Origin of the sequence: Amphritea sp., from assembly GCF_016744155.1 — a bacterium.
Lineage (GTDB): Bacteria > Pseudomonadota > Gammaproteobacteria > Pseudomonadales > Balneatricaceae > Amphritea.
The window spans coordinates 52,319-79,083 of record NZ_JADGEW010000011.1 but is presented as its reverse complement, the minus strand read 5'-3'; the positions used below and the strand labels follow the sequence as shown (position 1 = coordinate 79,083).

Annotated in this window: 21 protein-coding genes, 1 other RNA gene and 1 riboswitch; of the genes, 9 read left to right on the top strand and 13 right to left on the bottom strand. The window is 45.1% G+C overall.

Translation table 11 applies throughout. The features are described from left to right. Nucleotides 1-255: 255 nt before the first annotated feature. Nucleotides 256-1,134, bottom strand: a complete 879-nt coding sequence (locus QZZ54_RS10515; protein ID WP_290702509.1) for an endonuclease/exonuclease/phosphatase family protein — start codon at nucleotides 1,132-1,134, stop codon at nucleotides 256-258. A gap of 388 nt (nucleotides 1,135-1,522) precedes the next feature. Then, nucleotides 1,523-6,634: a caspase family protein gene (locus QZZ54_RS10510; protein WP_290702507.1), complete on the bottom strand. Its 5,112-nt coding sequence runs from the start codon at nucleotides 6,632-6,634 to the stop codon at nucleotides 1,523-1,525. Between the two features lie 534 nt (nucleotides 6,635-7,168). Between QZZ54_RS10510 and QZZ54_RS10505 the strand changes: the two genes are divergently transcribed. Together QZZ54_RS10505 and QZZ54_RS10500 are read left to right on the top strand one after the other, a co-directional pair. After that, nucleotides 7,169-7,654: a YbjN domain-containing protein gene (locus QZZ54_RS10505; RefSeq protein WP_290702505.1), complete on the top strand. Its 486-nt coding sequence runs from the start codon at nucleotides 7,169-7,171 to the stop codon at nucleotides 7,652-7,654. 474 nt (nucleotides 7,655-8,128) lie between these two features. After that, nucleotides 8,129-8,542, top strand: a complete 414-nt coding sequence (locus QZZ54_RS10500) for a DUF4189 domain-containing protein (RefSeq protein ID WP_290702503.1) — start codon at nucleotides 8,129-8,131, stop codon at nucleotides 8,540-8,542. Between the two features lie 315 nt (nucleotides 8,543-8,857). On the opposite strand, the gene ffs is transcribed toward QZZ54_RS10500, so the two are convergent. Together ffs and QZZ54_RS10490 are read right to left on the bottom strand one after the other, a co-directional pair. Beyond that, an RNA gene (gene ffs, locus QZZ54_RS10495) (signal recognition particle sRNA small type) lies at nucleotides 8,858-8,954 on the bottom strand. A gap of 230 nt (nucleotides 8,955-9,184) precedes the next feature. Further along, entirely contained in the window at nucleotides 9,185-10,450 is a 1,266-nt protein-coding gene (locus QZZ54_RS10490) for a DUF3422 family protein (RefSeq protein ID WP_290702501.1), read from the bottom strand. Between the two features lie 215 nt (nucleotides 10,451-10,665). Between QZZ54_RS10490 and QZZ54_RS10485 the strand changes: the two genes are divergently transcribed. The 4 genes from QZZ54_RS10485 to QZZ54_RS10470 all read left to right on the top strand — a co-directional run bounded on the left by QZZ54_RS10485 (nucleotide 10,666) and on the right by QZZ54_RS10470 (nucleotide 13,977). Further along, nucleotides 10,666-11,172, top strand: coding sequence for a TIGR02281 family clan AA aspartic protease (locus QZZ54_RS10485; protein ID WP_290702499.1), 507 nt, complete (start codon nucleotides 10,666-10,668; stop codon nucleotides 11,170-11,172). Nucleotides 11,173-11,443: 271 nt separating this feature from the next. Continuing rightward, nucleotides 11,444-11,560: riboswitch (SAM-I-IV-variant riboswitch) on the top strand. Between the two features lie 41 nt (nucleotides 11,561-11,601). Then, a complete protein-coding gene (locus QZZ54_RS10480) occupies nucleotides 11,602-11,964 on the top strand; it encodes a hypothetical protein (RefSeq protein ID WP_290702497.1) in 363 nt (120 codons plus the stop codon). 262 nt (nucleotides 11,965-12,226) lie between these two features. After that, nucleotides 12,227-13,258: an ion transporter gene (locus QZZ54_RS10475; protein ID WP_290702495.1), complete on the top strand. Its 1,032-nt coding sequence runs from the start codon at nucleotides 12,227-12,229 to the stop codon at nucleotides 13,256-13,258. A 236-nt stretch (nucleotides 13,259-13,494) separates the two neighbouring features. Next, nucleotides 13,495-13,977 (top strand): MarR family winged helix-turn-helix transcriptional regulator, encoded by a 483-nt coding sequence (locus tag QZZ54_RS10470; protein ID WP_290702493.1) that lies wholly within the window; start codon nucleotides 13,495-13,497, stop codon nucleotides 13,975-13,977. Nucleotides 13,978-13,982: 5 nt separating this feature from the next. Here the strand turns inward: QZZ54_RS10470 and QZZ54_RS10465 are convergent, their stop codons facing one another. The 4 genes from QZZ54_RS10465 to QZZ54_RS10450 form a co-directional block, all read right to left on the bottom strand. Continuing rightward, complete coding sequence (locus tag QZZ54_RS10465) at nucleotides 13,983-14,918, bottom strand: GGDEF domain-containing protein (protein ID WP_290702491.1); 936 nt, start codon at nucleotides 14,916-14,918, stop codon at nucleotides 13,983-13,985. 62 nt (nucleotides 14,919-14,980) lie between these two features. Next, complete coding sequence (locus QZZ54_RS10460; protein ID WP_290702489.1) at nucleotides 14,981-16,198, bottom strand: bifunctional alpha/beta hydrolase/OsmC family protein; 1,218 nt, start codon at nucleotides 16,196-16,198, stop codon at nucleotides 14,981-14,983. A 327-nt stretch (nucleotides 16,199-16,525) separates the two neighbouring features. Next, entirely contained in the window at nucleotides 16,526-17,008 is a 483-nt protein-coding gene (locus QZZ54_RS10455) for a peptidylprolyl isomerase (protein WP_290702487.1), read from the bottom strand. Between the two features lie 69 nt (nucleotides 17,009-17,077). Next, nucleotides 17,078-17,548 (bottom strand): transcription elongation factor GreAB, encoded by a 471-nt coding sequence (locus QZZ54_RS10450; protein WP_290702486.1) that lies wholly within the window; start codon nucleotides 17,546-17,548, stop codon nucleotides 17,078-17,080. A gap of 136 nt (nucleotides 17,549-17,684) precedes the next feature. Between QZZ54_RS10450 and QZZ54_RS10445 the strand changes: the two genes are divergently transcribed. The 3 genes from QZZ54_RS10445 to QZZ54_RS10435 all read left to right on the top strand — a co-directional run bounded on the left by QZZ54_RS10445 (nucleotide 17,685) and on the right by QZZ54_RS10435 (nucleotide 20,949). After that, nucleotides 17,685-19,280, top strand: a complete 1,596-nt coding sequence (locus QZZ54_RS10445; protein ID WP_290702485.1) for an ABC-F family ATPase — start codon at nucleotides 17,685-17,687, stop codon at nucleotides 19,278-19,280. A gap of 231 nt (nucleotides 19,281-19,511) precedes the next feature. Further along, nucleotides 19,512-19,919 (top strand): PA2779 family protein, encoded by a 408-nt coding sequence (locus QZZ54_RS10440; RefSeq protein ID WP_290702483.1) that lies wholly within the window; start codon nucleotides 19,512-19,514, stop codon nucleotides 19,917-19,919. Further along, nucleotides 19,897-20,949 carry a PA2778 family cysteine peptidase gene (locus QZZ54_RS10435; protein WP_290702481.1) on the top strand — a complete coding sequence of 351 codons (1,053 nt, stop codon included), beginning with the start codon at nucleotides 19,897-19,899 and terminating at the stop codon, nucleotides 20,947-20,949. Before QZZ54_RS10440 ends, QZZ54_RS10435 begins: the two co-directional genes overlap by 23 nt. A gap of 61 nt (nucleotides 20,950-21,010) precedes the next feature. On the opposite strand, the gene QZZ54_RS10430 is transcribed toward QZZ54_RS10435, so the two are convergent. The 5 genes from QZZ54_RS10430 to nosZ all read right to left on the bottom strand — a co-directional run bounded on the left by QZZ54_RS10430 (nucleotide 21,011) and on the right by nosZ (nucleotide 26,742). Beyond that, a complete protein-coding gene (locus tag QZZ54_RS10430; RefSeq protein ID WP_290702479.1) occupies nucleotides 21,011-21,547 on the bottom strand; it encodes a nitrous oxide reductase accessory protein NosL in 537 nt (178 codons plus the stop codon). Next, nucleotides 21,547-22,374: an ABC transporter permease subunit gene (locus tag QZZ54_RS10425; RefSeq protein WP_290702477.1), complete on the bottom strand. Its 828-nt coding sequence runs from the start codon at nucleotides 22,372-22,374 to the stop codon at nucleotides 21,547-21,549. Before QZZ54_RS10425 ends, QZZ54_RS10430 begins: the two co-directional genes overlap by 1 nt. Then, nucleotides 22,371-23,309, bottom strand: a complete 939-nt coding sequence (locus QZZ54_RS10420; RefSeq protein ID WP_290702475.1) for an ABC transporter ATP-binding protein — start codon at nucleotides 23,307-23,309, stop codon at nucleotides 22,371-22,373. The genes QZZ54_RS10425 and QZZ54_RS10420 overlap by 4 nt, the downstream gene beginning before the upstream one ends. Nucleotide 23,310: 1 nt before the next feature. Beyond that, nucleotides 23,311-24,687 carry a nitrous oxide reductase family maturation protein NosD gene (locus QZZ54_RS10415; protein ID WP_290702473.1) on the bottom strand — a complete coding sequence of 459 codons (1,377 nt, stop codon included), beginning with the start codon at nucleotides 24,685-24,687 and terminating at the stop codon, nucleotides 23,311-23,313. 144 nt (nucleotides 24,688-24,831) lie between these two features. Further along, nucleotides 24,832-26,742, bottom strand: a complete 1,911-nt coding sequence (gene nosZ / locus QZZ54_RS10410; RefSeq protein ID WP_290702471.1) for a TAT-dependent nitrous-oxide reductase — start codon at nucleotides 26,740-26,742, stop codon at nucleotides 24,832-24,834. Nucleotides 26,743-26,765 lie beyond the last annotated feature (23 nt).

The window sequence follows — 26,765 nt, the reverse complement described above, 5'->3', positions numbered from 1 at the left end:
CCAAACCAGTATGATATTAACTCACCGGAATTTAACAAATCATATAACGTTTAATTATAAAAAAACAATTCATAATTAACCTTAATATCTAAATCTGTTGATAACTATTTATGAGCTCTGTAGCGCTTATTAGACTTTAGTGCAGTAAAACCAGCTCCACAAAATCATATAGAAGATATTTAGAAGACCTTTCATAAACAAGCCCAGCCCAAATAGTGATTAAATTATCAAGGTCTCTCGCATCATACATATTTCCTATTCGATGGAATCGATAATAAAAGAGAAATCAGCCCTAACGCCAAAATGATCTGACAGGTAATCCTTACCTTCAAATACAGGATGATTTGCAAAAAGAGAGTATTTACTGCCAACAACGAAAGATAAATCATGATAAAGACGATCTAACCGACGACTCGATTCAAACCAATATTTAGTCTGCTTGGCCCAGTCATTATTCTCAACGTCAAATGTTGGCTGATCATAGTATTCACCTTTATAGGCCAAATCAAAAAGCTGACGGCTTAAAGTCGCTTCTGCAGATGTGCCATTACCAAAATTAAAATCCCCACCGATCAACAGATTATTTTCGTCTTCGACAAACGCAATAATTTGCTGTATCTGACGTTCTCTCAGCCAACTATGATCAAGCGGGCTCTCTAAATGCACATTTACGACACTAATAAGCTCTGTTGAACTTGGTAATTCAAGCTGAACAATTAAAGCCTTACGCTGCATATTAGACTCAAGAGCTAATACATCTGATGCGACAGGGTACTGTTTAGTTAGTGTGATATTTTGATAGCTAGCACCCTGATTCGATTGAGATATGTAGTAATTATTTGATAAGGGGTGCTGTATCATAATCTCCAAGAACGAAGGGGTAACTTCTTGCAACAGCAAGATATCTGCATCTTGCTTACTTAGCTCATTAAGAATAAGGGGGTACCGCCATCGACCACTGTCATCGTCAAACCACACATTCCAAGTGATGATGCTGAGGTCCATTCCAACCTCAGACGCTTTTAATCCATGGGCATTGAACATAATCAATAGAGACATTATATATAGCTTGCCTACGAACCGCTGCGATAGCGCTTTCAGAACCATCTCTTTTTTTGCTCCAAAATAGCCCATTTAGGCAAACGCGAATGTTTTCATTACGTTGAAATTAGAAAATACAGTAAAAAAGTAACACTGTTTATTTATATTCCCTTCCCCTAATAAGATTCTGAAGAGGATAAAAAAATCAAACAATTCCGGCTAGGTAGAACAACCGATGTAGAATAAAACCCTCTTTTATAGATTGAATATTCACTCTGCAATATCAAAAAACTCACACCGGGTTCAAAATAATATACTCAGTCATCCTAGTTCATTCTGAGTGTATAAAAAACGTGACGACAGCTAATGGTATTTCATTGCAACTGAAAATAATTATCGATAATAAAATATCGAACGTGCCCATAAATACGTTACTAAACAGCACGGAATTAAAGTTTACTATGTGACTATCAACATCAAATCATTCACCCTGACGGTTAACTTGTAGCTGCATTTCTTGATCACCACGATAAAAATCGAACAGACCTGGCATTTGGACATTTTCAACCCGAGGAATGTTTTTTCGTACGACACCACGACTGGTCTTGAAGCTTGTAGTATTACCTGCTTTTAACAGCCTATATATTTCCGGTACCCGGTGCTGACCATACTTTAGCCACTCACTAGCCGATAGTATGCCATCAGCTGGCAAGAAGTCTGCTTGCTGTTCCACAAGGCCATCATTTACCAGTGAATATGTAAGTAAGCCGTGTTCTAGCAAGCTGCTTTCCAACGCTACATCGTTAGCCTGACTAGCAGTAAGGATCTGCATACCTTTATACCACGCCAACTGACCAAATCCCTTACTCCCCATTGGGCCAGGCTTGAATTCGCCGGATTCAACTGCGGCTGCTGAATGGCATGCATCGATAATCAGTATAAATCTATTGGCATCGATACCTTCAATCCAAGTTGATAACTCGGTGACACTTACTGCTCCTTCGAGCAGAGCATTCATATCTTTGCCACCTTGACCCAGCTCAGAGGTAAGTAGGTAAAACTCTCCTTGTTGATTCACATAACCATGCCCGGACCAGGTAATAATAATGGTGTCATTCGGCGTACTTTGATGAAGCCCATAATCAAATTGATTTTCGGCCCCGTTGTTAGTGGCCAAAGCATCTAAAACTGAGCGCACTTGGGTTTTATCAATAAAACGATCAGCCCGAGTCGTTAACACTTGCTGGTGAACACTTTGATATGCCTCTGAGTTTCGTAAATTTCCTGTTAGGGTACTCGCCAGTAACTTCGCATCATTACCGGCAAATGCTAAATTCCAAGCCGTATCACTATAGTGATCGATACCAATATTGACGATGAAAGCACGAGCTGGCTGCCTATCACTGTCCACTGCCTGAGTATAACTATAATGAGCAGTCTGACTTTTAACCCCATCACTGTTAAATGCAATCGCTGTCAATTTAACGTGCTGTCCTTGGCGCAGGTTCGGTAGCGCAATATCTTCGAATAAAACTGATTGCGTGCCGGAACTATTAAACACAATCTCACCATGATCTTTTGGAAAAACTGCAACTTGCTGGCCATCACGAAATAAACGCAGGTCATAGGCCCTTGCCTGCTTAACATCAGGCCATTCCCCCTGCTCTAGCTCAACGGTAACACTCAGTTTACCTCTGCTATTTTTTGTTACCTGACTAATATTTATTTCAGGTTGCCAGCGGTTAATCAGGCTCAAATTAGGTATTGGGCTAAATGGAGCATCGTTTAGAAGACGGGGAATTAGGCGAGGTTCATAAAAATCTCGCAGGAAAATATCAACCGGATACGACTTCATTGGATCCTGCGGTAAACGCCAGGCTAAATAGTCCAAGTCCGTCAAGTTATTCGTATCAAAACGCCCCCGTGGATCAATGACGGCCCAAGTATTATCAGGCAGCAAATACATTGAAAATAGAGCCTTATTTTTACCTAATGACCAAAATTCTATACTTCCAACTTCAGTGGAAACCAACAGATAATTGGCCTGTGATGAAAAATTGATATTCTCAGCCACCCGCTTAACCAATATATCGCTACGTAATACTGCTCCAGTTTCTCGACTAACTTGGCGTAATAATGTTGACCCGGAAACCTCGTAACTGGCAATAAAGTAAGGCAATTCATGATGCCCATCGACATCAATTAAGCGGCCTAGTTCATCAGCAAAACGATGAATCGCTACACCATTAAAATTATAAGCTACGAGCCGATTATCGAGTTCAATCCATATCGTTTCGTGCTGTACGTCGACCCAAGCAACCCTGATATCTTTAAGCCCGCCGTAATTTTCAGTAACTGAAATTTCACTAGTCATAACTCCATCGTCTAGCGCACGAATAATAACTCGACTGCCATCTTCAGTAATAAGACGCTGTTTTTGCTCTGATATTGCGACAATTTTTTCGTTTACCAAAGACCAGGGAAGTAGCTCCGCTTGCGTCATTGCCAGGTCACTACGCCACACCCGACGTTTACGATGTTCACTGTAATAGATATCCAATGCGCTGAAATAGACATGACCATTACTTTCAAAAGTCTGAAGCTCAGCACCCAGCTTGTTATTGAGAATATCCTCGGGGACCGGCAGAGATTTCATCAAAAACTCCCCTTGCCCAAAATATCCCCACTGGTTTCCCTCTAGCGCGTAAGCATCGATATTATCTGCTATCGCTATCAGCTGACCGTTAATATAGTCAGGATTCAGCACCGGTGATTGCTCTCTACGAAGTAGCTCCTGTCCGGTGCTCATATCCCAGATATGCAAGCGATTGTAGCCTGAAGAAACTAATAACCGTTCGCGCTCTTCATCATAAAAGGCAACGCCCGGATCAGATTCCTGCCGCTTCAGAGTGGCAATCGGTTGCATGGTCATAAAATCAACAACTTGTAAGCTATTACTATCTGCTTTGTGTAGTAGCGCACGTTCTGTGTGAGCCGATAAATGCAGCAGCCTACGACTGCTCGAATCAGAAAAAGTTTCCAGACTTAACAGATCTAAATCCAGAATTTTATCAGCATCCTGGCCCCTGATTCGCAACTTTTTGCCCTTCGTACTTCCTCTTATCACGTTCACACGATGACTAAAAAAAAGCGGCTTTCCTTCACTCAATTCAACGTTCTGATTCCAGATATTAAGTTTATAACCTTCGTCATCACTGCTGATAATTAAGAGCTGCTGCTTATATGTCAGGAAGTTTAATTCTAGCACCCCGGTTACGCGAGTTTGATCGAGTATGCTTTGCTCCTCAAGATCATAACTAACTAAATATTCATTCCACTCGGTATTCTCTCCCCACTCGCCGCGAACAAAAAATAAGCGTTCGCCCTTATCATCGATAGTAAAATGCCGGCTGCCGCTAGCAGCCGTAATACTACGATTTTTAGCCGGATCAAATAAATCCATCTCAACTAATTGAGAATACGCATTCATATACAGTACGGTATCTTTACTGTGGTTTATTAGAAATGCTTTCCAAACGTTACTATCGGTCGGCAAGGTGTAAATAGATTCTCCCGTAGCAAGGTTCCATAAAGTCAGTAAATTATCTGAGCTTTGAACCAACAGGTGCTGATCATCATGAAGAAAATCCATATATTCAACGCTGCCACTACTGGTCAGACGCCGAAACGGTAAACCATTATCAGCACCCCATAGGGTTATTTGATTACCGCTAGCTAACGCGGCTATATTGCCAGTAAAGGAAAGCAGGCTATTGTAAGAAATACTATCGCCACCAAGACCCGCTACCAGCGTGGCACGATCTTCAGACAATAATTCTGTGGGGCCCTGAAAATAAGAAAAACCGCTTTTTTCTGTTGTACTGCTATAGATCCACTCATCTGCAAAGCTATAGAGTGGCTGCAAGGGGTTAATTATCGAACCCACCGCAGCGTTTGTTTTATCACGGCTATAAATAGCAAGTGCTGTGCGATTTAAGGATTGCGCAAATGCACCATAACCTACCCCTGCGTGTTTTTTAATTAGCGTTATTGCTTGAACATCTTGGCGATTGAACGCATAAAGTGCCGCTTGATATGCAACCATAATATCTGAAGGCGAATCATCATCAGACAAGAGTGCAATAGCCCCACTTATATCACCAGAAAGGTGCTTCGCCAGACTAAGATTGTGTCTATACACGACTCTCTGATCACCAGATAGATCGCTACTGATATCCGTTAGTACCTTAATAGCAGCAAGATAATCGCTCTTCTGAAGATGCAGAGCAGATAAATTCAGCGCCGCTGAAACCAAACCCTGAGATTCCAGAGTCGTAAAAAAATCTACAGCTCTCTCATGGTCATTGAACATAATCAGTGCCTGGCCAAATGTATCAATTAGCTGGAAATAACGATTTGTCCACAGCGCTATTTGAGGCGATTTTTCCTCTACCAGCACACTAATATAGTGCATTAGCTCCGCTTGTCTCTCAAGCAGCACTTCCACCCTATCTTGATTAGAAAAGGTTATCGCTATTTGCAACCGTAAAACTACAATATCCGTCAGATAATGATGTAAGTTCAGCTTTTCACTAATCCGTTCAGCCTGGTCTAGCAAACGTTCTAATTGTATATCTGCTGCATCCCCAACCGACTTCACGTCATAAGACAATCGGCGAGCTTGATCGATCAAATTCCAGACCTTTAGCTGGATATTGTCTACATTAGCAGCACTGTTTTCAATTTCACTTACTAAGACTTCACGGGAAAAAATATTCGCTTCTGTTGGCGGAGATTCAAACTGAAACTGCCTTGCTAACGTCAATAAATACTCTAAACGAACATTTTCATTAGTTTCGGTTTCATACGCTTCCTGCAAAAATCTGTAAGTCGCCATTTTGGTCTGTTTACGCTGCTCTTCTGTTTCTAACAGCCGAACACTTAATTGATTATGGATATTTAGAATCCCTAACCAATAGGCACTATAAGCACGTAACGATAAGCGCTCTAACCCGGAAAACATATCACTATCCTGGGCAATACTATCGTGGATATTCAAGAACTTCTGATACGCTGACTCATACTTTTCAATATCAGATAACATCTGACTTTTAACGTATAAAGCCATGGCCAATAGCTGAAACCGTGCAAGCGTAACAGGCTCAGGATCCACAAGCTTTAGATAATTAATTGCCTGATAGGCACTTTGGCTGGCAAAAAAAATATTCCCATCAGGATCCTCGAAATCGAGCTGCCCAATCCAATACATCAACAAACTATCCCAGGCAAAAAGATTAGCCATGCTTCCTGTCATAGCCTCATCAGGGGTTCCATCAGTATGGAATAATAAAGGTACTGATTCAGCCATCAATACTTTAATACGACTGCGACAGGCTTTGATACTTTCAACACTTGCTGCTTCCATTGGAAAGGATAGCCCTTGTGTCAGCAAATCATCACAGACTGGATCCCCGAGCGGGTTAAAGTGTTGTAGGCTCTGGGCTAGAAATATACGGCTGTTAGCTTGATTCCCAAAAGCAGGAAATGTACTTATATTCAACAGTAATGCAATAATCAAAGTTATAAGCCGCACAAACCCTCCTTTCAACCACAAGTTATCCTTACCGGGCGTTAAGAATCTCATATTGAGGAGCAGTTTAAAATAAGATGATATTCCTAAAGCTTTAGGACGTTGTTCAGCAATCTAATTGCTCTGAGCTTAAATTTAGATGATATTTTTACTGTTCTAGGAAAGTTTTCAATGGAATATAATGTGAAGACTTTTTTTAAAAAAAATTTGAAAAAGAAAACAGCCACCCTAGAAGGCAGTTCTCAGCCAAGACAGTTACAACTAAGAGCGACTCAGAATTAGCCTCTCGCCACTAAAGTATCATACTGAATCATGGGTTTTCGTCCTCACAATGAGCAATAAGCTGGTAATCTATGTCGTTTATATTGAACACCTAATATACAATTGATTCAGCCAACTGGTACTGTTTTGCCAATGTAATTGTTGAAGGGCTACATTGTTTATAACTTATAAACTTCGTTATACCCTCGATCATCAAGATATACATTCGTTGGTTATTCAAAACAATTCCACCTTAATTTAAGGATACTAACCACTATGGACAAACTTATTATCAAGTCTGCTATTTTGTCAGCTTGTATGCTTTTACCATCTATTATGCCAACAGCATATGCAGCAGATTTAATCTCAGCCGATGACCCTGATGCTCTTTTGAATATAGCCAGAGGATTTGGCAGCGCTCGATTGACAACAGACTCCACCGGAGACCCTAAAATAAGTGGACGGATGGATGGCACAAAATACGGAATCTATTTCTACGGCTGTGACTCTAACGGCGAAAAGTGTGATGAAATAAAATTTGGCACCGCCTGGTCCATGGATGAACGAATTTCACTTAAAACAATAAACGAGTGGAATAGAACTAAGAAGTTTGGCGTTGCTTATTTGGATAATGACGGCGATCCTAATTTAGATATGGCTGTAAATCTGGATTATGGTGTAACCATACAAAATCTTGAAGATTCTTTCAGTTATTGGGGAACGATCGTCCCAATTTTTAAAGAACAAGTTTTAGGTCAATAACTTTCAAATTCAAACTTATTCACACACCCCCAGACAGCCTGCCTAGCTTCACCATACTGTCTTGGGGTGTCTATTTAATCTCTATTATTAAAAACTATCAGCAGTGATATTTACGCCATGGCGTTGTAAGCTCAATGGATCGTGGTAACACACTTATTAACTCTATATCAGCTAGCGTTTCGTAGGCTAATATTTTCCTTGTACACTCGCTTAGTTGTACAACTCCAGTTAGTGCGGCATTACTGAAACTCGTCTAAGGCAAGACCAAAAGTTACAAGACTTTCAGCGTACTTACCTAACGAACTACAAGTTAACATCAGGTTTCATTAAGCCCTCTTTGTCTGACCATCCATCAAGCCTTGTGTACTAATTTCTGTACTAATTAGTCGCTGACCGGCTAACATGCCATTTAGGTAAAACGATAAATCAGCTCACCTTTGATGGTATATACGCCTCAACATAGAAGGCAGCAATATGAAAATCATTAAGACTATAACTGTCATTGTATCAATAACGTTTTCACTATTGAGCTCTCTAGCACTTTCGGAAGAAAAGGATCATTGGGCCGCTCTCGCAATAGGAATTGTAGATGATAGCGATGGTGGTGATAATTTTGGTTGGTCATCCGGCTATGGCTATGAACGCGAAGTAAAAGCCAGCGCTCTCAAAGGGTGTAGAAAAAACGGTTACGACTGCAAAATTAGACATACAACGCAAAGGTGTTTCGCTGTCTACGCGCGTAATGATCACGATGGGGATGCTAAGTGGCACAGGTCAACCCGAGATACATTGTCAGAAGCAAAAAGAGCAGCTCGTAGCAGATGCCGAGATAGAGACTCTGCGGATAGTGGCTGTGAAAAAATGGTCGCAGTCTGTGCAGATGATTAGAGAAATTTATTCTGTACTCAAAGAGGCCAGAGGCATTGATCTTGGTCTGCTCAGGAAAGCGGAATAAACAGCAAAGCAGTACTGCGATAATCAGAAATAATCTTAAAGGCTAGCTCAACTAGTCTCCTCTATTGCGATAAGGGCATCGCTCCTACAAAAACACAATTCACCCACGCAAAGTTCTCAGGTAGAAGATTAAATGCAGCACCCACAACAAGAATTCAAGCAACAGTACGGATATTAAAAGAATAAAAATAGAGTAGATTGCTGATTCAGCAGATAAACAAGATAGAGATGGGGAGTTTTGGGTGACGACTCCACCAGCCACATCCCGGCACACAAATCCACCGCTGTGGCTGCTCCCTTCCAGGTCTGACCAGGTTCACGGTTTATCGTTGCGGGAGGACCAATGGAGCCACCATAACGTGACCACTTAAGGTCGTCTCGAACAAGACAGGCGGCAGTATAACAGCCTGTCCAATAGATGCAACAGCCTATCGGCCTGTAGATTTTGCAACCGGGATAAATCCCTTCTCAACCACTTCATTTACCGCAGTTAACACAGCTGTTTCGAAGGCATTTGCCCAGTTTTAACACTGACATAAGTACTTTAATTAACAAAAAATAAATTTCGGCAAAGTCTTAATCATCAGATTTAAACTCTTTAGTGACCCGCCGGACATACCACCAAACCAGCAAGACAATCCCCGGCAAGGAATAACTAAGCCAGTTAATAGCCATTTCTCGAGGCTCTCCTGTCGTCATATGACGGATAGTCCGCTCCACCAGATCGAACAGGTAGTACGTCACTACGATAATGGAGAAAGTTTCCAATTTCGCCTGCAGGTTCAACTGACGGCGAGTACGTTTATTCATTGAGCTGAGCAGACCGTGGATCTTCTGTTCAGTCGATAGATCTACCCGGGAACGCAACAGGTTACTGGCACGGGCGATTCGCTGAGACAACCGTTCCAGACGTTGTGCTGCCGCTCGCCAGGTTCGCATTGCCGGATCAACCCGACGCTCAATAAACTGTTCCAGCGTCTGCAATCCTTCAATACGGATCTCTTCCAATTCAGAGATCCGCATCCTTACTAGCGCATAGTAAGCATCGGAAGCTGAAAAGCGGTTCACCGTATCCGCTGAGATCTCTTCCGCCTGGGCTGACAACGCCATCAGAGCATCCAGAGTATCTGACTCGTCCCCTTTTTCCAGTTCACTTAACTTGACGGTAATTTCAGCCAGTTCACGATCCAGTTTGGTGACCTTTTGCATCACTTTGCGTGCAGGCTCTATGCCTAATAAAGCCACTGCCCGGTAAGTATCAATTTCACACAGACGCTGTATCAGTCGACCGCACTGGTAACCGTGCATATCGATGTTCTTCACCAGAATACGATCAAGAAAAAACTCACCTTCTGCGCGAAAATCGGTCCAGACCCTGGCGGCCCCTCGCATTACATTGGAACCAATATACTGATTATTTTTAAACAGATCTTTTGCCATCTGTTCATCACCTTCGGCGGAAGGTGCTAGCACTTGAATCTGAACACCGGCTATCAATTCGCCGGGGAGTTGATCGTTCCAGTTGTCCGGCAACCCTGGCAGCGTCTGTTCCCAGCTATTATCTAGTTGATTATGGTAAAGCGTCAGAGTGTAAAACTCTGTATGCGCTTCCCAACGCAGCGCCAGCGTCTCCAGTTGCTGATAGCAGAAACTCGCCCCAGGTTCCATCGCCTGTCCACCGCAAGCGACAAAGAACTCCGATATGTCATTACGTACTTCAGAGATACTCTTTTCTTCAAGCATTAGGGCGAAATGCAGTACTTTCAGTGGCGCGCTAAGGTGTTGAAACGGCCGGGCATGTACTTCATCAGCAATCATCTGGCGTTGGGAATGGAACTGCACTCGATTTCTCTCCAATTTACTTTATCAAGTCAATTACTTGCAGCAATCTGACACAGAGGGTATTCCTAATCAGTTAGCTTATGCTAAAACTGAACCTACTGAGCTTTATCTTTTCTGATGAAAAGACGGTGACATAAATTGCTGGCGAACTGAACCGGACAAAATATTATTAATCATACTTAAGTCTATGACTAAACGTAATATACAGGAGCATTATGAAACAGGACAGCAGCCGGCGTTTTATTGCCAAGCTCTTTACCCATCTGACCTGGGTTATCATCCTGGGCGTGTTTTATCTATTATTCCAGGATCAGCTGCTTCAAAAACATGATCCTAACTACGATTTGGCCACCACAAAAAGTAGTGAGCCTGTCGTGTTACAACGTAATCGCCAGGGACATTATATAGCCCCCGGTAGCATCAACGGTGAACCGGTTCGCTTTCTGCTGGACACCGGTGCGACCGATATCAGTATCCCCGGTGTACTTGCCGATAGGCTCAAGCTGACCCCTGGCCGAGCTTCCTATGCCAATACCGCCAATGGCACTATCAAAGTCTATGATACCCTGCTTGATTCGGTTGCTTTAGGCGGGTTATCACTACCTAATGTATCTGCCCACATCAATCCACACATGCAGGGCGAGACTATCTTGCTAGGCATGAGTTTTTTACAGCATCTGGAACTCACCCAGCGAGGCAATACACTTACCTTGCAACGCTAAGGATTAAACCGATGAAACTACCTAACCGTTTTAAAATTTACTAGGTTATAACTATATTCGGTGTGCTATTCGCACTACCGGGCTTCAGTTTCAGCATCTGGTGTATGGAAGTTACCAAGCAAGATATGTACTCCATTGATGCACTGACTAAGCCAAATCGATTAGATCAGGCTGTAAATTTAAAGCTATGCTGAATACATTACACTGAACCGGCTCAGACAACGCTTGCAACCACTCAACCGTTTACATAGAATCGATACCTCAAAATCATTATTAACATCAAGAGAAGGGCTGACGTCCTCGCCAACCTGCCTACCTGGGCAAGGTGGTTGTTTCGCTATGTTATAGCGCAACGATGTGGTCATTACCGACAAAAAACAGGTAACCCCCACGTACAACGTCAGTTCTCATGAAAATGGGAGCAGATCCATGTTTGAAGCACACTTTACCTACGCAGAATCACCATCATTCAATAACGAGTTGGATGAAGTCTCCGTAGCATTCAACACGCCAGCCTGCTGTTGGCACAACCTCCATCAATGTAATGTGCGTTACTGGATAACCCCTGGCAAACGGCAATCTCTAACCGCACTATTTATTTATATTGAATTTAAAAAAGCCGATAACAGCCATGACTACAAACTTATCGAGCTTGTGCCTACCCAACTCATACCCACAGAGCTTTCGGCTGCACAGTATTCTCTGCAACAAGTACAAAAAATTATTAGCACCACACCACTGGGAGATAGCCTTGATCGATTAAAAACCGAGCAGTGGTGCCAATCTGTATAGGTCATAGTTAGGTAGCACCGCGCTGATGAAAAAGCTCAGTCTGCTGGCAGACACTTGCCAATTCAGCCAAAAGAGAGTCTTTTAAAACGCCAGTGGCTAAAAAAAGCGCCTGATTTGATCTTAGTCCCAAAAAGCGCCTGCAAATACTTCAAATCACGACCCTTTTGCCGATACTATAATTCTAGCGCTTAAAATCGTTTCATAGGGAGGCTGCAATAAACTCCTTTCCTGAGACGTATTAACGACAACATCCAGGTTACCCATGAGCAATATACGTAAACTGACTTACGAAATTCTAGAAATCGGTAACAAGCAACACACACTCGGAAAAGCGATTGATATCTTCCTGATCTCTCTAATTTCTCTGAATGTCTTATTTGTCATTCTGGAAACTCTGCCCTCAGTCAGTGCTGAATACCATCGCTGGTTTTATCGTTTCGAGGTTTTCTCTGTCCTTATATTTACCATCGAATACATAGCCAGGGTCTGGAGCGCCATAGAAGATACAGAGAGCCAGCATCACCGCCCTTTCTGGGGCAGAGTTCGTTATATGCTAACCCCTATGGCATTGATCGATCTGATTGTTATCCTACCCTTCTATCTGAGTATGATAGTGACCGGTGTTGATCTGCGTTTTATGCGGGTGCTTCGTCTGTTACGGGTGTTTAAACTGACCCGCTATTCCTCTTCAATGTCACTGCTCTTACAGGTTTTACACCGACAATCCAGATCGATTAGCGCGGCTCTGTTTGTCCTCTTCATGTTGATCATTGTTGCTTCCAGCCTGATCTATTTCGCTGAGCATAAAGCCCAACCCGAAGCATTCAGTAGTATTCCGGCAGCAATGTGGTGGGCAATCGTCACGATGACAACCGTGGGCTATGGTGATGTTATTCCCGTCACGGTGATGGGTAAAATTATGGCCTCAATTATCAGCATCATGAGTTTAGGTATCGTTGCCCTGCCCGCCGGCCTATTAGCATCCGGTTTCAGTGAAGCGCTTAAGCAGCGTCGCCGAACCTATGAAAAAATGGTCCATATGGCGATTCAGGATGGTGTTGTTGATTCAGTCGAGGAAAAGGCCCTGAATCAGATGCGCGAGACACTGGGGATAAGCAAAGAGGATGCCGCCCATATTCTGCATTCCAACCTGGATCAGAAATTTGAGAAAGAGTTCGAACGTGACCTTGCCCAGTTACGAAAAGAGATCGATGCAGTGCTCCATGACCGCTGCCCCCACTGCGATCACAACGTAAAGTGGCTCGAACGCAGAAAAAAGGGAACGAGTGAGTAAGCTTAATGCGCTCTATTATTCGAACGCCAGGGCTTTCAGCGGCGCAACAAACTTCCCTGCACCCTTCTTGACTAGTAACAACCGTTATTACTAGATCCAAAACATGCACAGCTGTAACTAACTGTTTTGTAGAGACTTAACTATAAATAAGCATAACTCAGTAACTATGATTTGTTTTTACCTGCAATAACCATATAAACTAAAGGTTATTACAGGTACTTCTGAGGTTAATGCTGGTGACAACAAAGCATACCGTTAAGAATAAAGGTGAGCAGCAACTGGAGCTGCCCCGTTATTTCCCATACAAATTATCAGTACTGAACACGGTCGTCAGCCAGTCGATCGCTCAACTTTACTTAGGCAGATTTAATCTTAGTCGTCAGGAATGGCGAATTATTGCGGCTTTGGGAATTCAAAGATCGATGTCTGCAAAAGAGCTGGTTGCTTACACTAGCCTGGAAAAGATGCAGGTCAGCCGAGCTATCGCCCGCCTCAGAAATGACGATATGCTTTACCAGCAAGAGGACAGCAACGATCGGCGATATCACCTGCTAAGTCTGACCGAAAAAGGCAAAATCACCTATCGTAAAATTGTTCCACTGGCTTTGGCACGTGAAGAGTTCATCCTCTCTGCACTGACAGAAGAAGAACAGGAACAGTTATTATCGCTAATGGAAAAAGTGCATGATAAGGCGGATGAACTTCAACAATGGGGCTGATCTGTTTATTCAGTAAAGTCGTCCATAAACACAAAATCACCACCGACCTGCTTACCTCGTTTCAATGCAAGATCTGCGCGCCCTAACACTTGATCAGTATTATCTCCGGATTGATACGTCGTCAACCCAATGGTGGCCGTCATAGCAAAGGTATCATCCTGCCACATGAAAGTATGAGCACGAATTTCCTGCCAGGCTTTCTGAATCACCTGCCGTGCTACTCCCGGATTATCTTCACGCATCAACACGACAAAATCAGCGCCGTTCCATCGAGCTAAACAATCAACTGGACTCAGCACAGATCTGATTATTTTTGCACAGGCGATCAATACCTGATCACCACATTCATGACCATAGCGATCATTAACCGTCTTGAAAAAATCCAGGTCAACCATCATCAGCGTAAAGCATGAATCGATACTCAACGCCCGCTCTATCTCATGCTCTACTCGTTGTAACAGGTGATATTGATTATGAGCGCCGGTCAACTGATCCATTACGGACTGACGTTTCAAGCCTTCTATCTCTGCCTTCATATCCGTTATATCGATAAAAGAGATAATATAGTGGTTCGGCAGAATCGTACTTCTTACTTCACTGAACACCTCAAAAAAACGTTCTCGACCATCACTACAACTAATCTTAACAACAGCCTTAGCGGTCACATCATCACGCTGCATCGCAGCTGCTGACTCAACCTTCCAACGATTAATTAACTCCTGTCGATATTCAGGCTCAGGATATGCTAATTCCATCCAACTGGCTGAATCGGGAGTCGCCGATAACGGGTACCCTATCAACTCAAGATACTTAAAATTCACATGACAGATTTTCTGAGCACTCAAGTCAGCAGCCTGGTGATCTTCAAAAGAGATCACCAGGGCCGCGATCGGCAAATGATCCAAAAAACTATAAAAACTTTGTAAATCACTGTTAGCCAAGTATCAAATCCCCAGACTCATCATCAAAAGAGGCATCGATATCAGATGCAAACGCTCTTTCATTAAAGCTCCAGAGTCGTTTTAATATCAATTTCACCTTCCAGCGTTCGGTGCACCGGACAACGGTCGGCTATCTCTAATAACCGCTGTTGCTGCTCAGGTGTTAGGTTTCCTGTTAACGTTATATGCCTTAGAAACTGGTCGATTTTACCATTTTCTTGTTCACAACTGGCACAATCTTGTGCGTGCACTTTAGTATGACTTACATCAACCTGCACATGTTCCAAAGGAATCTTCTTCTGCCGTGCATACATTCTGATAGTCATTGAGGTACAAGCCCCAAGTCCAGCGGCAACCAGTTGATAAGGAGTAGGCCCCAGGTAGTTCCCGCCATAACCCGCAGGCTCATCGGCGATCAAATGATGCCCTGCTGCACTGATATCCTGCGTAAAGCTTGCAGAATCAGCCTCAGACACCCGAGTAACACCTTCCGGTGCGCTCATCTGCTTAGGCAATACCTGAACATCAATGTATCGCTGCGCCCAGGTAGAGATCACCTCCGCTGCATAATCAGCATCTTCAAACCGGCTCAACAGGTGATCAGCAGAATCCAGTGTCACGAAGCTCTTTGGATGCCTTGCCATCTGAAATAGTTGAGCAGCATTCGCCAGATCAACCGTCTCATCCAGGGGCGCATGCATCACCAGCAATGCTTTACGCAGACCTGTCACCGCCTGTTCCAGCGAAACAGCTGAGATATCATCAATGAACTGCCGTTTAATCGTAAACGCACGACCTGCCAGACTTACATCGGCCTCACCTTCGGTACATATTTCATCGATCTGATCACCAAAGTTATGCAGTACATGTTTAGGGTCAGCCGGTGCGCCTATCGTCACTACTGCCTTCGTTTCTGGCACCTGACCAGCCATCGCAAGCACTGCGGCACCACCGAGTGAGTGCCCAATTAGCAACTGAGGCGCAGAGTAATGTTCACGCAGAAAACTCACCGCCTGAAGCAGATCCTGCATATTGGAGCTGAAGTCAGTATTAGCAAACTCTCCCTGCGAGTGACCCAGACCTGTAAAATCAAAGCGCAGCACCGCGATGCCTAAAGACGCCAGGCGTTGCGCTATCCGCTTCGCCGCCTGAATATCCTTAGAGCAGGTAAAACAATGAGCAAACAAAGCATATGCCGCAGGCTTACCTACCGGCAGGTCTAGCCGCGCTGCCAGCAGCGATCCATCATGCCCCGTAAATTCTAAACGCTCAGTTTTCATAACATTGCTCCTGCTCAGGTTTTCTTTGTACTGAGTATTGATCAGACAATGGCTGCGGGCTATTCATTTTTAGCTATAGGCTAGATTGAGCGGATAAATCAGAAAACAGACACGGCTTCGCCGTTTGCTAGACGTCGCTACGCGACTCGCTAGTAGCTAGAAAATCAAAGATAAAAAAAGGCTACAGAGTGTCCCCATATAGCCTTTCACAATCTAATCTTTTTCTAGCAAGGAAACGAAGTTTTCCATCTAGCGCCTAGCAGAAGCCGAAGGCTCCGTTCTAGCAAGCAGCGAAGCTGCGTTCTGCATTAAAACACCGAAGGTGTTTTAGTGATGATGCCCGCCTTCGCCGTGGGCGTGGCCATGGGCAACCTCTTCACCGGTAGCGTCTCGGGAATTGATAATCTCTATATCAAAGGTCAGTACTTTTCCGGCCAGCGGATGATTATTGTCTACCGTCACCATAAACTTACCCACCTTAACGACTTTTACTTGTCGCTGACCCTGATCGGTATGTACTGTGCCGACCATACCTGGCTTCCATTTCTTAGCCCCTTGCAGATGTTTTACAGGAATACGCTGTTCGCAATCAGGTAAAAACTCACCGTAGGCATCTTTTGGCTCCAGAGTTACAGAGAACGTATCGCCAACCGCTTTACCTTCCATCGCCTGTTCCAGGCCCGTTATCATATTATTGTGACCATGCAGGTAAGCCATAGGAGAACCACCCCGGGTGGTTTCTTCAATGCTATTATCCGCATCGGTCAGGTTGTAATGAAACTGAACAACTTTATCTTTTGTAACGCTCATTGCTATTCCTTAATGGCTTCAGGGCTACAGTTATGCCCCTTAAAAACGATTGCTGTGGATTATACGTCATCAGCAGATATCAGTAATCTCAAATTCACCCTGGGGCAACATCACCACATCCCCTGAATACCGCCCGATCAATGCCTTACCGATGGGGGCTTCGGGGGTAATAAAGATAACGGTATAAGAGCCAAGCCTAACCTGAACTCCTCCTCCCGCAGGGCCTATAAACAGATGTTTCAACGCCCCATCTGCCGCTTCTAGTGTTACTAGTGCAGAAAGCCCTGCCGCTGACTCTTCAGTAAACTTTCTCAACGGCATGCTTCTATAAGCCGCTATCTCTATCTCCAGCGCCTCAACTCGCATGGTCTGGCCATGGGCTAAATAAGAGGCTTCCAGCCCTAAGGTGTCATACTTATTTTCGGCCACATTCTCTTCATGTGTTGCGGTCTCGCGGGCTTCGTTTGCCGCCGCAATATTAGTTTCAAGATCAGCCTGAAGTTTACTTATGACTTTCGTTATCAGTTGTTTCTTATCCATATACCCCGCCCATTTCGCAACAGTATCTCTGTTAAATAATGAAAAAGAAACACTCTATTCACACACTTTAACGGTGATCTGTGGGACAATACGCCGCTTAATTTTCACTCAACGTTAAGACTGATGGATTCCTGTTTTGCTAACTACCGCTAATATTACAATGCAGTTTGGTGCCAAGCCGCTGTTCGAAAATATCTCCGTAAAATTTGGTGAGGGGAACCGCTACGGCCTGATCGGCGCGAACGGCTGTGGTAAATCTACCCTGATGAAGATTCTAGGTCGTGATCTGGAAGCTTCCGCTGGCACCTTCTCCAAAGACCCAAACGAGCGCATCGGTAAGCTGCGCCAGGATCAGTTTGCCTTTGAAGAATTTAGCGTAATCGATACGGTGATCATGGGCCATGCAGAGCTCTGGAAGATAAAACAGGAACGAGATCGCATCTACTCACTGCCGGATATGAGTGAAGAAGAAGGTCTTCAAGTCGCTGAGCTGGAAGTCGAATTCGCAGAACTGGATGGCTACACCGCTGAGTCCCGTGCGGGCGAGCTATTGCTCGGCCTGGATATTCCGATTGAACAGCATTTTGGCCTGATGAGCGAAGTTGCTCCCGGTTGGAAACTGCGGGTATTGCTGGCCCAGGCGTTGTTTGCAGATCCTGACATTCTGCTGCTAGACGAGCCGACCAACAACCTGGATATCAACACTATCCGTTGGCTGGAAGGCGTCTTAAACGATCGTAACAGCACCATGATAATCATCTCCCACGACCGTCACTTCCTGAACGCAGTTTGTACCCATATGGCTGATCTGGACTACGGCGAGCTACGGCTTTATCCGGGTAACTATGATGATTATATGATCGCTTCTACTGCGCTACAGGAACGTCTGCAGTCAGAGAACTCGAAGAAGAAAGCCCAGATCGCTGAACTGCGCAGCTTCGTAAGCCGTTTCTCAGCGAACGCGTCCAAAGCTAAGCAAGCAACATCCCGCGCCCGACGGATTGAGAAGATTGAGCTGAATGATATTAAGCCATCCAGCCGTCAGAGCCCCTATATCCGTTTTGATCAGGAGAAGAAACTTCATCGTCTGGCGTTGGAAGTTGAAAATCTTAACAAAAGTTTCGACGCTGAACCTCTGATTAAAGACCTCAGCCTGATGGTTGAAGTGGGCGAACGCATTGCCATTATCGGTCCTAACGGTATCGGCAAGACGACCCTTTTACGCAGTCTGTTTGGTGATCTTGAACTGGATAGCGGCGAAGTTAAATGGTCTGAAAACAGCAATATTGGTTATTACGCTCAGGATCACGCACACGAATTTTCTGAAGATATGAATCTGTTTGACTGGATGGCCCAATGGACCAAGTCCGGCGCCGATGAGCAGGTTATCCGTGGCTCTCTTGGCCGCATGCTATTCTCACAAAACGAGATCAAGAAATCTGTTCAAGTGCTTTCCGGTGGCGAGAAGGGCCGGATGTTACTAGGCAAACTGATTCTGCAACAGCCTAATATCCTGTTGATGGATGAGCCGACAAACCATATGGATATGGAATCGATTGAAGCCCTTAACCTGGCACTGGAAAACTTCGAAGGCTCACTGATCTTCGTCAGCCATGACCGAGAGTTTGTCTCCTCCCTGGCAACCCGAGTTATCGAGCTGAATGAAAACGGCCTGACCGATTTCCGGGGTGGCTACGAAGAGTATTTGAAGAAACAAGGTATTGTCGGCTGATACGACCCTCTGTTTTGTTACTAAAGCCAGCATCCGCTGGCTTTTTTATTGTTTATAGCTCCCGACCGCCATATCCCCTCGTTTCGACTACACTGTAAAAATCAATTACTGGAACACAGATTGAATCAACCGATTCAAATCTGAAACCCACACCAGCTGACAGCCAACAATAACACAACTCACAGCGGTCGCTCTGCTCGCGACCAGAGCATTAAAATAGAGGTCACTATTATGTTATTACAGAATATACTCAAGCAGACATGGATAGGCCGACTAGTCATCGCCTTAATGCTGGTAATGAGTTTCCAGAGCCTCACCTTGAATGCTGCAATGATAACCACGGACAGCATTATCCAGACAGAAAACCAGCAATACACTAAAAACGATCTTATACAAAAGCTGGAGTCGGTCGAATTGCAGCAACAGCTGGTTGATATGGGGGTTGATACACAAGAACTACAACAGCGAATTGCCAGCCTGACACCGGATGAGATCAGTCAGCTGAATGCAAATCTAGCTTCCCAGCCAGCTGGTGAAGGAGTACTAGGGCTGGTCGGCCTGGTTTTTGTCGTCTTCGTCGTCACTGATATGCTTTGCGCCACTAACCTATTCAGCTTTGTTCGCTGCATTAATCGTTAAATTGGCAGCGTCACTGGTCAACCGGGTCTCTGCACAGCTGCTACCGACAGTCATTCTTATAACAACTCTGCTGGTAGCAGGTTGTAGCAGCAATCCTACCCTCGTTGAATCCTTGATAACTGATCCCAGCATCGAAAACACCGCAGAGCTCCAGGGTTTAGCCTATTTCCCGCAACAGGGTGACCAGTGCGGCCCTGCATCTTTAGCCACGATGCTCGCCTACAACAACATTGCAGCCACGCCAGAAGAGTTACGTCCCTATCTTTACATTCCTGATAAGGGTGGCACTCTGGCTATCGAGCTGGATGCTAAAGCACGTCAATATGGACTGCTGGTCTATCCGCTTGAACCACAATTGAAATTTATACTGCGAGAGCTGGATGCCGGACATCCCGTGCTAGTGATGCAGAACCTGGGATTCAACTGGTTCCCCCAATGGCACTTTGCCGTTGCCATCGGCTTTGATCTCGACTTACAGCAGATATATCTCCGCTCGGGTCCTGATGAACGTTACCCCACCGACCTGTCCCTGTTTATGAAAACATGGGACAGAGCAGACAACTGGGCCAGAGTAATACTACCTACGAACACTCTTCCCGCGACGGCTAACCCGCAACGCTACATTGAGGCTGCAAACACACTGGAGCAATTAGGTTCAAGCAATTCAGCATTGATAACAGCAGCATCCGAAGCTTATCAAACCACATTAAAAAAATGGCCCGACAATACCGCCGCCCTGATGGGGCTTGGTAATATCAGCTATGCTCAGAAAAAATATGATTCGGCAACAGATTATTTCATCCGCTATATTGAAAATAGCACCGCACCTGAAGCCGGCTGGAATAACCTGGCCTATACCCTGATGCAAACAGGCTGCGCTGAAGCTGCTCTCAAGTCTGCCCGCTGCGCTGTATCAATAGCACCGGATCAAGCTAACTATCAGAATAGCTTGAATGAACTTAACAGCCTTAGAGTGCAACAGGATGCTGCGGCAAACTGTGAGCTGCCAGTCTGTATTACGCCGAAGTAATTTGAAAGCGGCTGCGTCAAACGATTAGCTATAACCTAATTTTCGACCCTATCGACCAGAGCTAATCTGCCGCTTGAGGCAGTGACGACTCAGTCCGCAAGTTATTCATACTGATCAGCAAATCCAGTGTAACCTGTTCAAAGCGATACACCTTTCCACCTTCAGAGCTCACAAAAGCATCCGCATCTGCCTGGGTTGAAAAACTGGCAAGGGTAGGTCCCATTGCTCCTTTTTTACCATGACCGATCACATAGAATGCCTTTTTAGCATCGATGTAGGCTTCATCATCCGGGTGGTCCCAGGGAGTAACCGCCATATCGTGAACAAAGGCTTCCTGAATGTTGTGCTGATTTTCAGGGTCAACAATAAAGGCAAACATATCCCGGGTAGAACAAAAGCGCATATTACCCTGGATACCCTTTGAATAGGCCTGTCCCTTAGGGCCAGGAAAATTAGTAATGATCATTCCGCACAGGTGACATTCAGCACTACTTTCAATAGCGATGGCCTGACGAACCATGACCTCTTTTTCATCTTCGCCACAGCCGCTCAGAAACAAGAAAGGCACGCACAATAACAACTTTAGCCAATGCTTCATTACAAACCCCGCTTATTGAAAATAGCCATGGCCAATCCTGCAGGCAACACTAACCAGATCATTAGGCCACCGAACAAAGACCAGGTTGAAAACTGGGTTTGCTGGGCAATCGCCATCAGTCCGGTGAGGTTCTGATCGGCAAAGTAAGTAATATTGACCAATCGAAAGATATCAGTCGGATTCAGTAATAGCAGGTATGGAAACAGAGTGGCATCTACATTGCCCTGGGTAGTTACTAGCATTCCAAGCAGACCCAAATCGAATACCAGAACAAAGATAAACCAAGTTATCAGAGCGATACCGGCTGCTTTTGATTTCTCTGATACAGACGCACTGATGACATAAGCGATAGCGATAAAGATCCAACCCAACATCATCGCCGAGAAGATAAACACAGCATAAGGCCCGATTAACTCGCCCCAGGTAGTAGTACCCGAGAAGACCCCCATCATAATCGCCGAAGAGCCAAAACCAATCAGCGTGGAGAAGGCCATTACAGCCCCTTGCCCTACCATCTTTCCTAACAGCAGTTGCCAGCGCGATAACGGATAGGTCATCAATAGCAATAACGTACCATTTTCGTCCTCACCCACTACACCATCATAGGCCAGCATCAATGCAATCAGCGGAATAATAAATACCGCCAAACTGGCAAGACTAACAATGGTAGTGGACAAAGAGGTAAAGCCAACTTTACCGGCAGCAGCGGCGCCGAAATAAGCCAAACCAATCGCTAGTACCGCAAAAATAACACAGATAGACAGTACCCAGCGGTTGCGCAGGCCGTCATGAAACTCTTTATTAGCAACCGTTAAAATCGCGTTCATTGGGCTGCCTCCTGCACTGCGCTCACACCAACACCGGTATGTGACTCGATAAAGTGGGTATACAGATCTTCCAGCGATGGCAGATGGATATCCAGGTTTTCAAGCCCCGTCAGACCAATACATTGCTTCATTGCGTCCATCTTTTCATTTAAGGGAATGTCGATACGAGTACCATGTTCATCTTCAGAGGCTTTCGCCGCCAGATGCTCAGGCAACACTAACCCTTTACCCTGCAGGTGAAACGTTGCCGGCAGGTCGGCCTGATGACGAAGATCGTTGATGCTACCTTCGGCAAGCAGATTACCCTGCCCCAAAATCAGTGCTCGATCGATATACTTTTCAACACCTGGAAGAATGTGTGAACACAGAATGACGGTACAGCCCTGCTCTTTAAGTTCTTCGATACGGCGATAAAAATCCTGGGTCGCAATAGGATCAAGACCTACTGTCGGTTCGTCCAGCAATAACAGTTTAGGCTCGCCCAATAATGCCTGAGCTAAACCCAAGCGCTGTCGCATACCCTTGGAATAGGTTTTTACCCGGCGCTTACCCGCCTGACTAAGGCCAACCTGTGACAACAAGCTCAGGCAACTCTTTTTTGAGACGCCTTTAAGACGGGCAAAGTACTGCAACACCTCTAAACCGGTTAACTGATCATAAAAACTCACGTTTTCTTGCAAGAAACCCAGCTTACGGCGCAGATTTCTCGCCTCTGACTGAGTCGGATCTTCACCAAAGACTTTAACCTGACCCGAAGTGGCACCGATCAAACCTAAAATCAGCTTAATAGTAGTGGTTTTACCCGCCCCATTATGACCAAACAAGCCCAGCACTTCACCCTCACGGATCTCAAGGTTAAGCTTATTCAGCGCACTCACACCCTGATACTTCTTCTCAACCTGTTGTAATTCAACAATATTTTTCGCACTACTCATATCAATTCTCTACCAACTGTGCGCTACTCTGTTCCGGCTTTACAGCTGAATCATGAAAAATTTCGGGAACGGCCATCAAAGGATAACTATCAACAACACCTTCGGATTTTAAAACTGGAAACTGACGCTGAACCCAACGCAATGTTTCAACTGCTGGGCTATTCAACAGTAATTTAGCGGAAGGGAACTTCCACAATAACCGGTCAACACTATCGTTAGGTTCGTATTGAACATCACCGATACCATCACTATCCATATCCCAGCCAAGATAATCACTCCAGAAATTACCTACACCGTCTTTGGACCAGTCCTGGGGGCGGGTAGCAACATATTTAACCTGCTCTTTATTACTGATAAAAGCATTGCCGCTGAGGACATTATCTTCCGAGCCGGCGGTCAGGTGAATCCCCAAATCGCTTTCGGCAATCAGATTGTCTCGAATCTCATTGAACAACGAGTTATAGATAAACAGCGCCTTGCCTTCCAGCCCCGCCAGATTAGTCTGCTGCATATGGGGGTTACGATTATTCTGCACCCCTTCGACTCGATTACCAATGAGCGTCGAATTAGTGATGTAGTTCATCAAAATGCCATAGTTGGCATCATTCTTAGAGCGGTTGCCGATAACGGTCAGATATTTGGACTGCATCAGAGCGTAACCAGTACGGGTATTGGTGGTAACGTTATCTTTCACCAGATTATGGTAAGAATACATATAGTGCACGCCATAACGCAGGTCGTGCAGATAGTTACCTATTATTTCGTTCTTATTACTGGTATCGATATAGAGGCCGTCGCGGGTATGCCAGACTTCGTTGCCTTTCGCTAAGGTTCCAGTCACGTTATACAGATGAATGCCGTTACCACGATCAGAGGAGCGCATACTCGGATCGCCCTCAATCTTGTTTTCAACGATCTGCGTGCCCGCAGTAGCATCAACCCAGATACCAAAGCCGCCACCTTGCAGATAGTTGTTTTCAATACGGGTATTCGTCGCCCCACGGGAGACAAATACACCGGAATCCAAGGTGGTCAGATTCACACCCCAGTTCTGAATTCGTATGTTGTGAATATAAGAATCGGTCGAATCGACCTGCAGTGTGTGGCCTTTATTACTGCCATCCAGCACTGCGCCTTCTACACCGGTCAACTCGACCGTTTTAGAAAGAATAAAATTGCCGTAATAGATCCCTTGGGAAAGAATAACCTGATCACCGTCCTGAACCTTGTCCAAAACTGTTTGCAGATCATCAGAGGGGGATACATTGATAGTTTCTGCCTGGACAGAACTTAAGAAAACTGTACTAAGCATACAGCCTAACAAACCGCCCAGTGCCCCATTCTTACGAGCAATAAACCGAGCATGCAACAAACCCATAAAGTCATTCCTATTGGGTGAAAACGTCTGGCCCGAAGCATTACAATATCTTCGGGCCAGAGTAGTAAGGTAGCACACTGTATAAGCTGTACTACCTTACATCAAGGTACAGATGTGACTTTAAGTTACGTCACAGATGTAACCTTATGCAGGCTCAACCAGCATCCGGCCACGCATCTCCATGTGAAGCGCATGACAGAACCAGTTACAGTAGTACCAATGTACACCAACCTGGTCTGCTTTAAAGGTTACAGAGGCAGTCTGCTGTGGGCTGATCTCCATCTGAACGCCGTGGTTTACCATACAGAAACCGTGACTCACGTCTTCGATCTCATCCAGGTTAGTAACAATAACTGTCACCTCATCACCCAGCTTAACGGTAAATTCGTTCAGACCGTAGTTAGGCGCAACCGAGGTCATGTAAACACGAACCTTGTTACCGTCGCGGATAACCTTACTATCTGTTTCAAGCGTAATACCATCTTTCTTCGCCATAGCAACTGTAGTGGCGAATGTAGGATCTTTACGATCGTACAGCTTACGGGTCTTAACCTTAGAACGGTGAACCATCATGCAGTCATGCGGTTCAGCGAACGCAGGACCATCGTGGATCAACTTCATTTCATCGCCGGAGATATCGATCAGCTGATCGTTCTCAGGATGCAGCGGACCACACTTCAGGAAGCGGTCTTTAGAGAACTTCTGCAGGGATACCAGGTACTGGCCATCGGCATCACGGGTTTCACCCATAGTCGTATGGTTGTGGCCCGGCTGGTAATGAACGTCCAGCTTCTGCAGGATATAATCTACTTTCTCGCCGTTGTAGAAACGGATCGCTTTCTCAACATCCCACTTACATACCTGGCTGTCGATAAACAGGGTAGTAAAGGCATTACCACGACCGTCAAAGGCTGTGTGCAGAGGCCCAAGACCCAGCTCAACTTCTGCAACAACAGTGTCACGTGGCTGAATCTTATCAGCAAACAACTCATCAAACTTAGCCAGTTCGAAGACAGTTACTGTCGGAGACAACTTACCGTTAGCAACCGCGTACTTACCACCGGGAGCGGTGTTAATACCGTGCGGGTTCTTAGCTACTGGCACATAACGAGTCAGTTCAGAACCTTTACGACCATCAACTACAGGCACGTCAGAGCCTGGCAGAGTGATAAATTTGCCAGCTTTTACTGCAGCTTCGATACGTTCGATATTAAAGATAACCAGGTGGTCACGCTCATTACGCATAGAGCCCGGAAGGTCAATTGCGCCTTCAGAGTTGTAGCAGGTAGAGAACGCATACTTACCCGTGTAGTCAGCATCTGTATTATCCAGGTTGCCATCTACGATTACCTGCCATGCAACATCCATGGACTCAGCGTCCAGAGCGTTAAACATGGTGTAGTAACCTTCCACATCATCCATATTCAGGCCGTTGTTAGGATGCGGCATACGGAATTCAGCGTTAGCGAAGATGTACTTGGTATAAGGTACTTTCTGTACACGCAGACCGTGGATCGCCTGACAGTTTGGAATAGTAGTAATCTTATCAGTCTTCATAATATCACCGCGGATACGGGCAACACGGGTGTTGGCCTTATCGTTGATGAAAATATACTTACCGTCGTAATGACCATCGGTCATAGACATGTGTGGGTGGTGACAGTCACCGTTCAGAGGTGCATTCTCGCCCAACACTTCCTTACTTTCGTTGGTAATACCCCAACCTGTTGCACTGTCTACGTTGAAAACAGGGATTCGCATCAGCTCGCGCATAGAAGGCAAGCCCAAAACACGAACCTCACCCTGATGGCCACCACTCCAGAAGCCGTAGTACTCATCCAGCTCACCTGGTCCTACTATGTGCTTAGAATCTGTAGATGCATGCGCTACAGATGGCATCAGCGCACCACCCATCGTCGCGCCCATTGCAGCTGCACCACCAACCAGAGCAGCAGAGCCACCCAGAAACAGACGACGACTTAGTTTCACATGCTCGCTGGCTTGTGAGTCTTCAGCATCGATCTCAGGAAGGTTTTTGTCCTTAGGATCTATCATGGTTTGATCTCCACAAAAATACG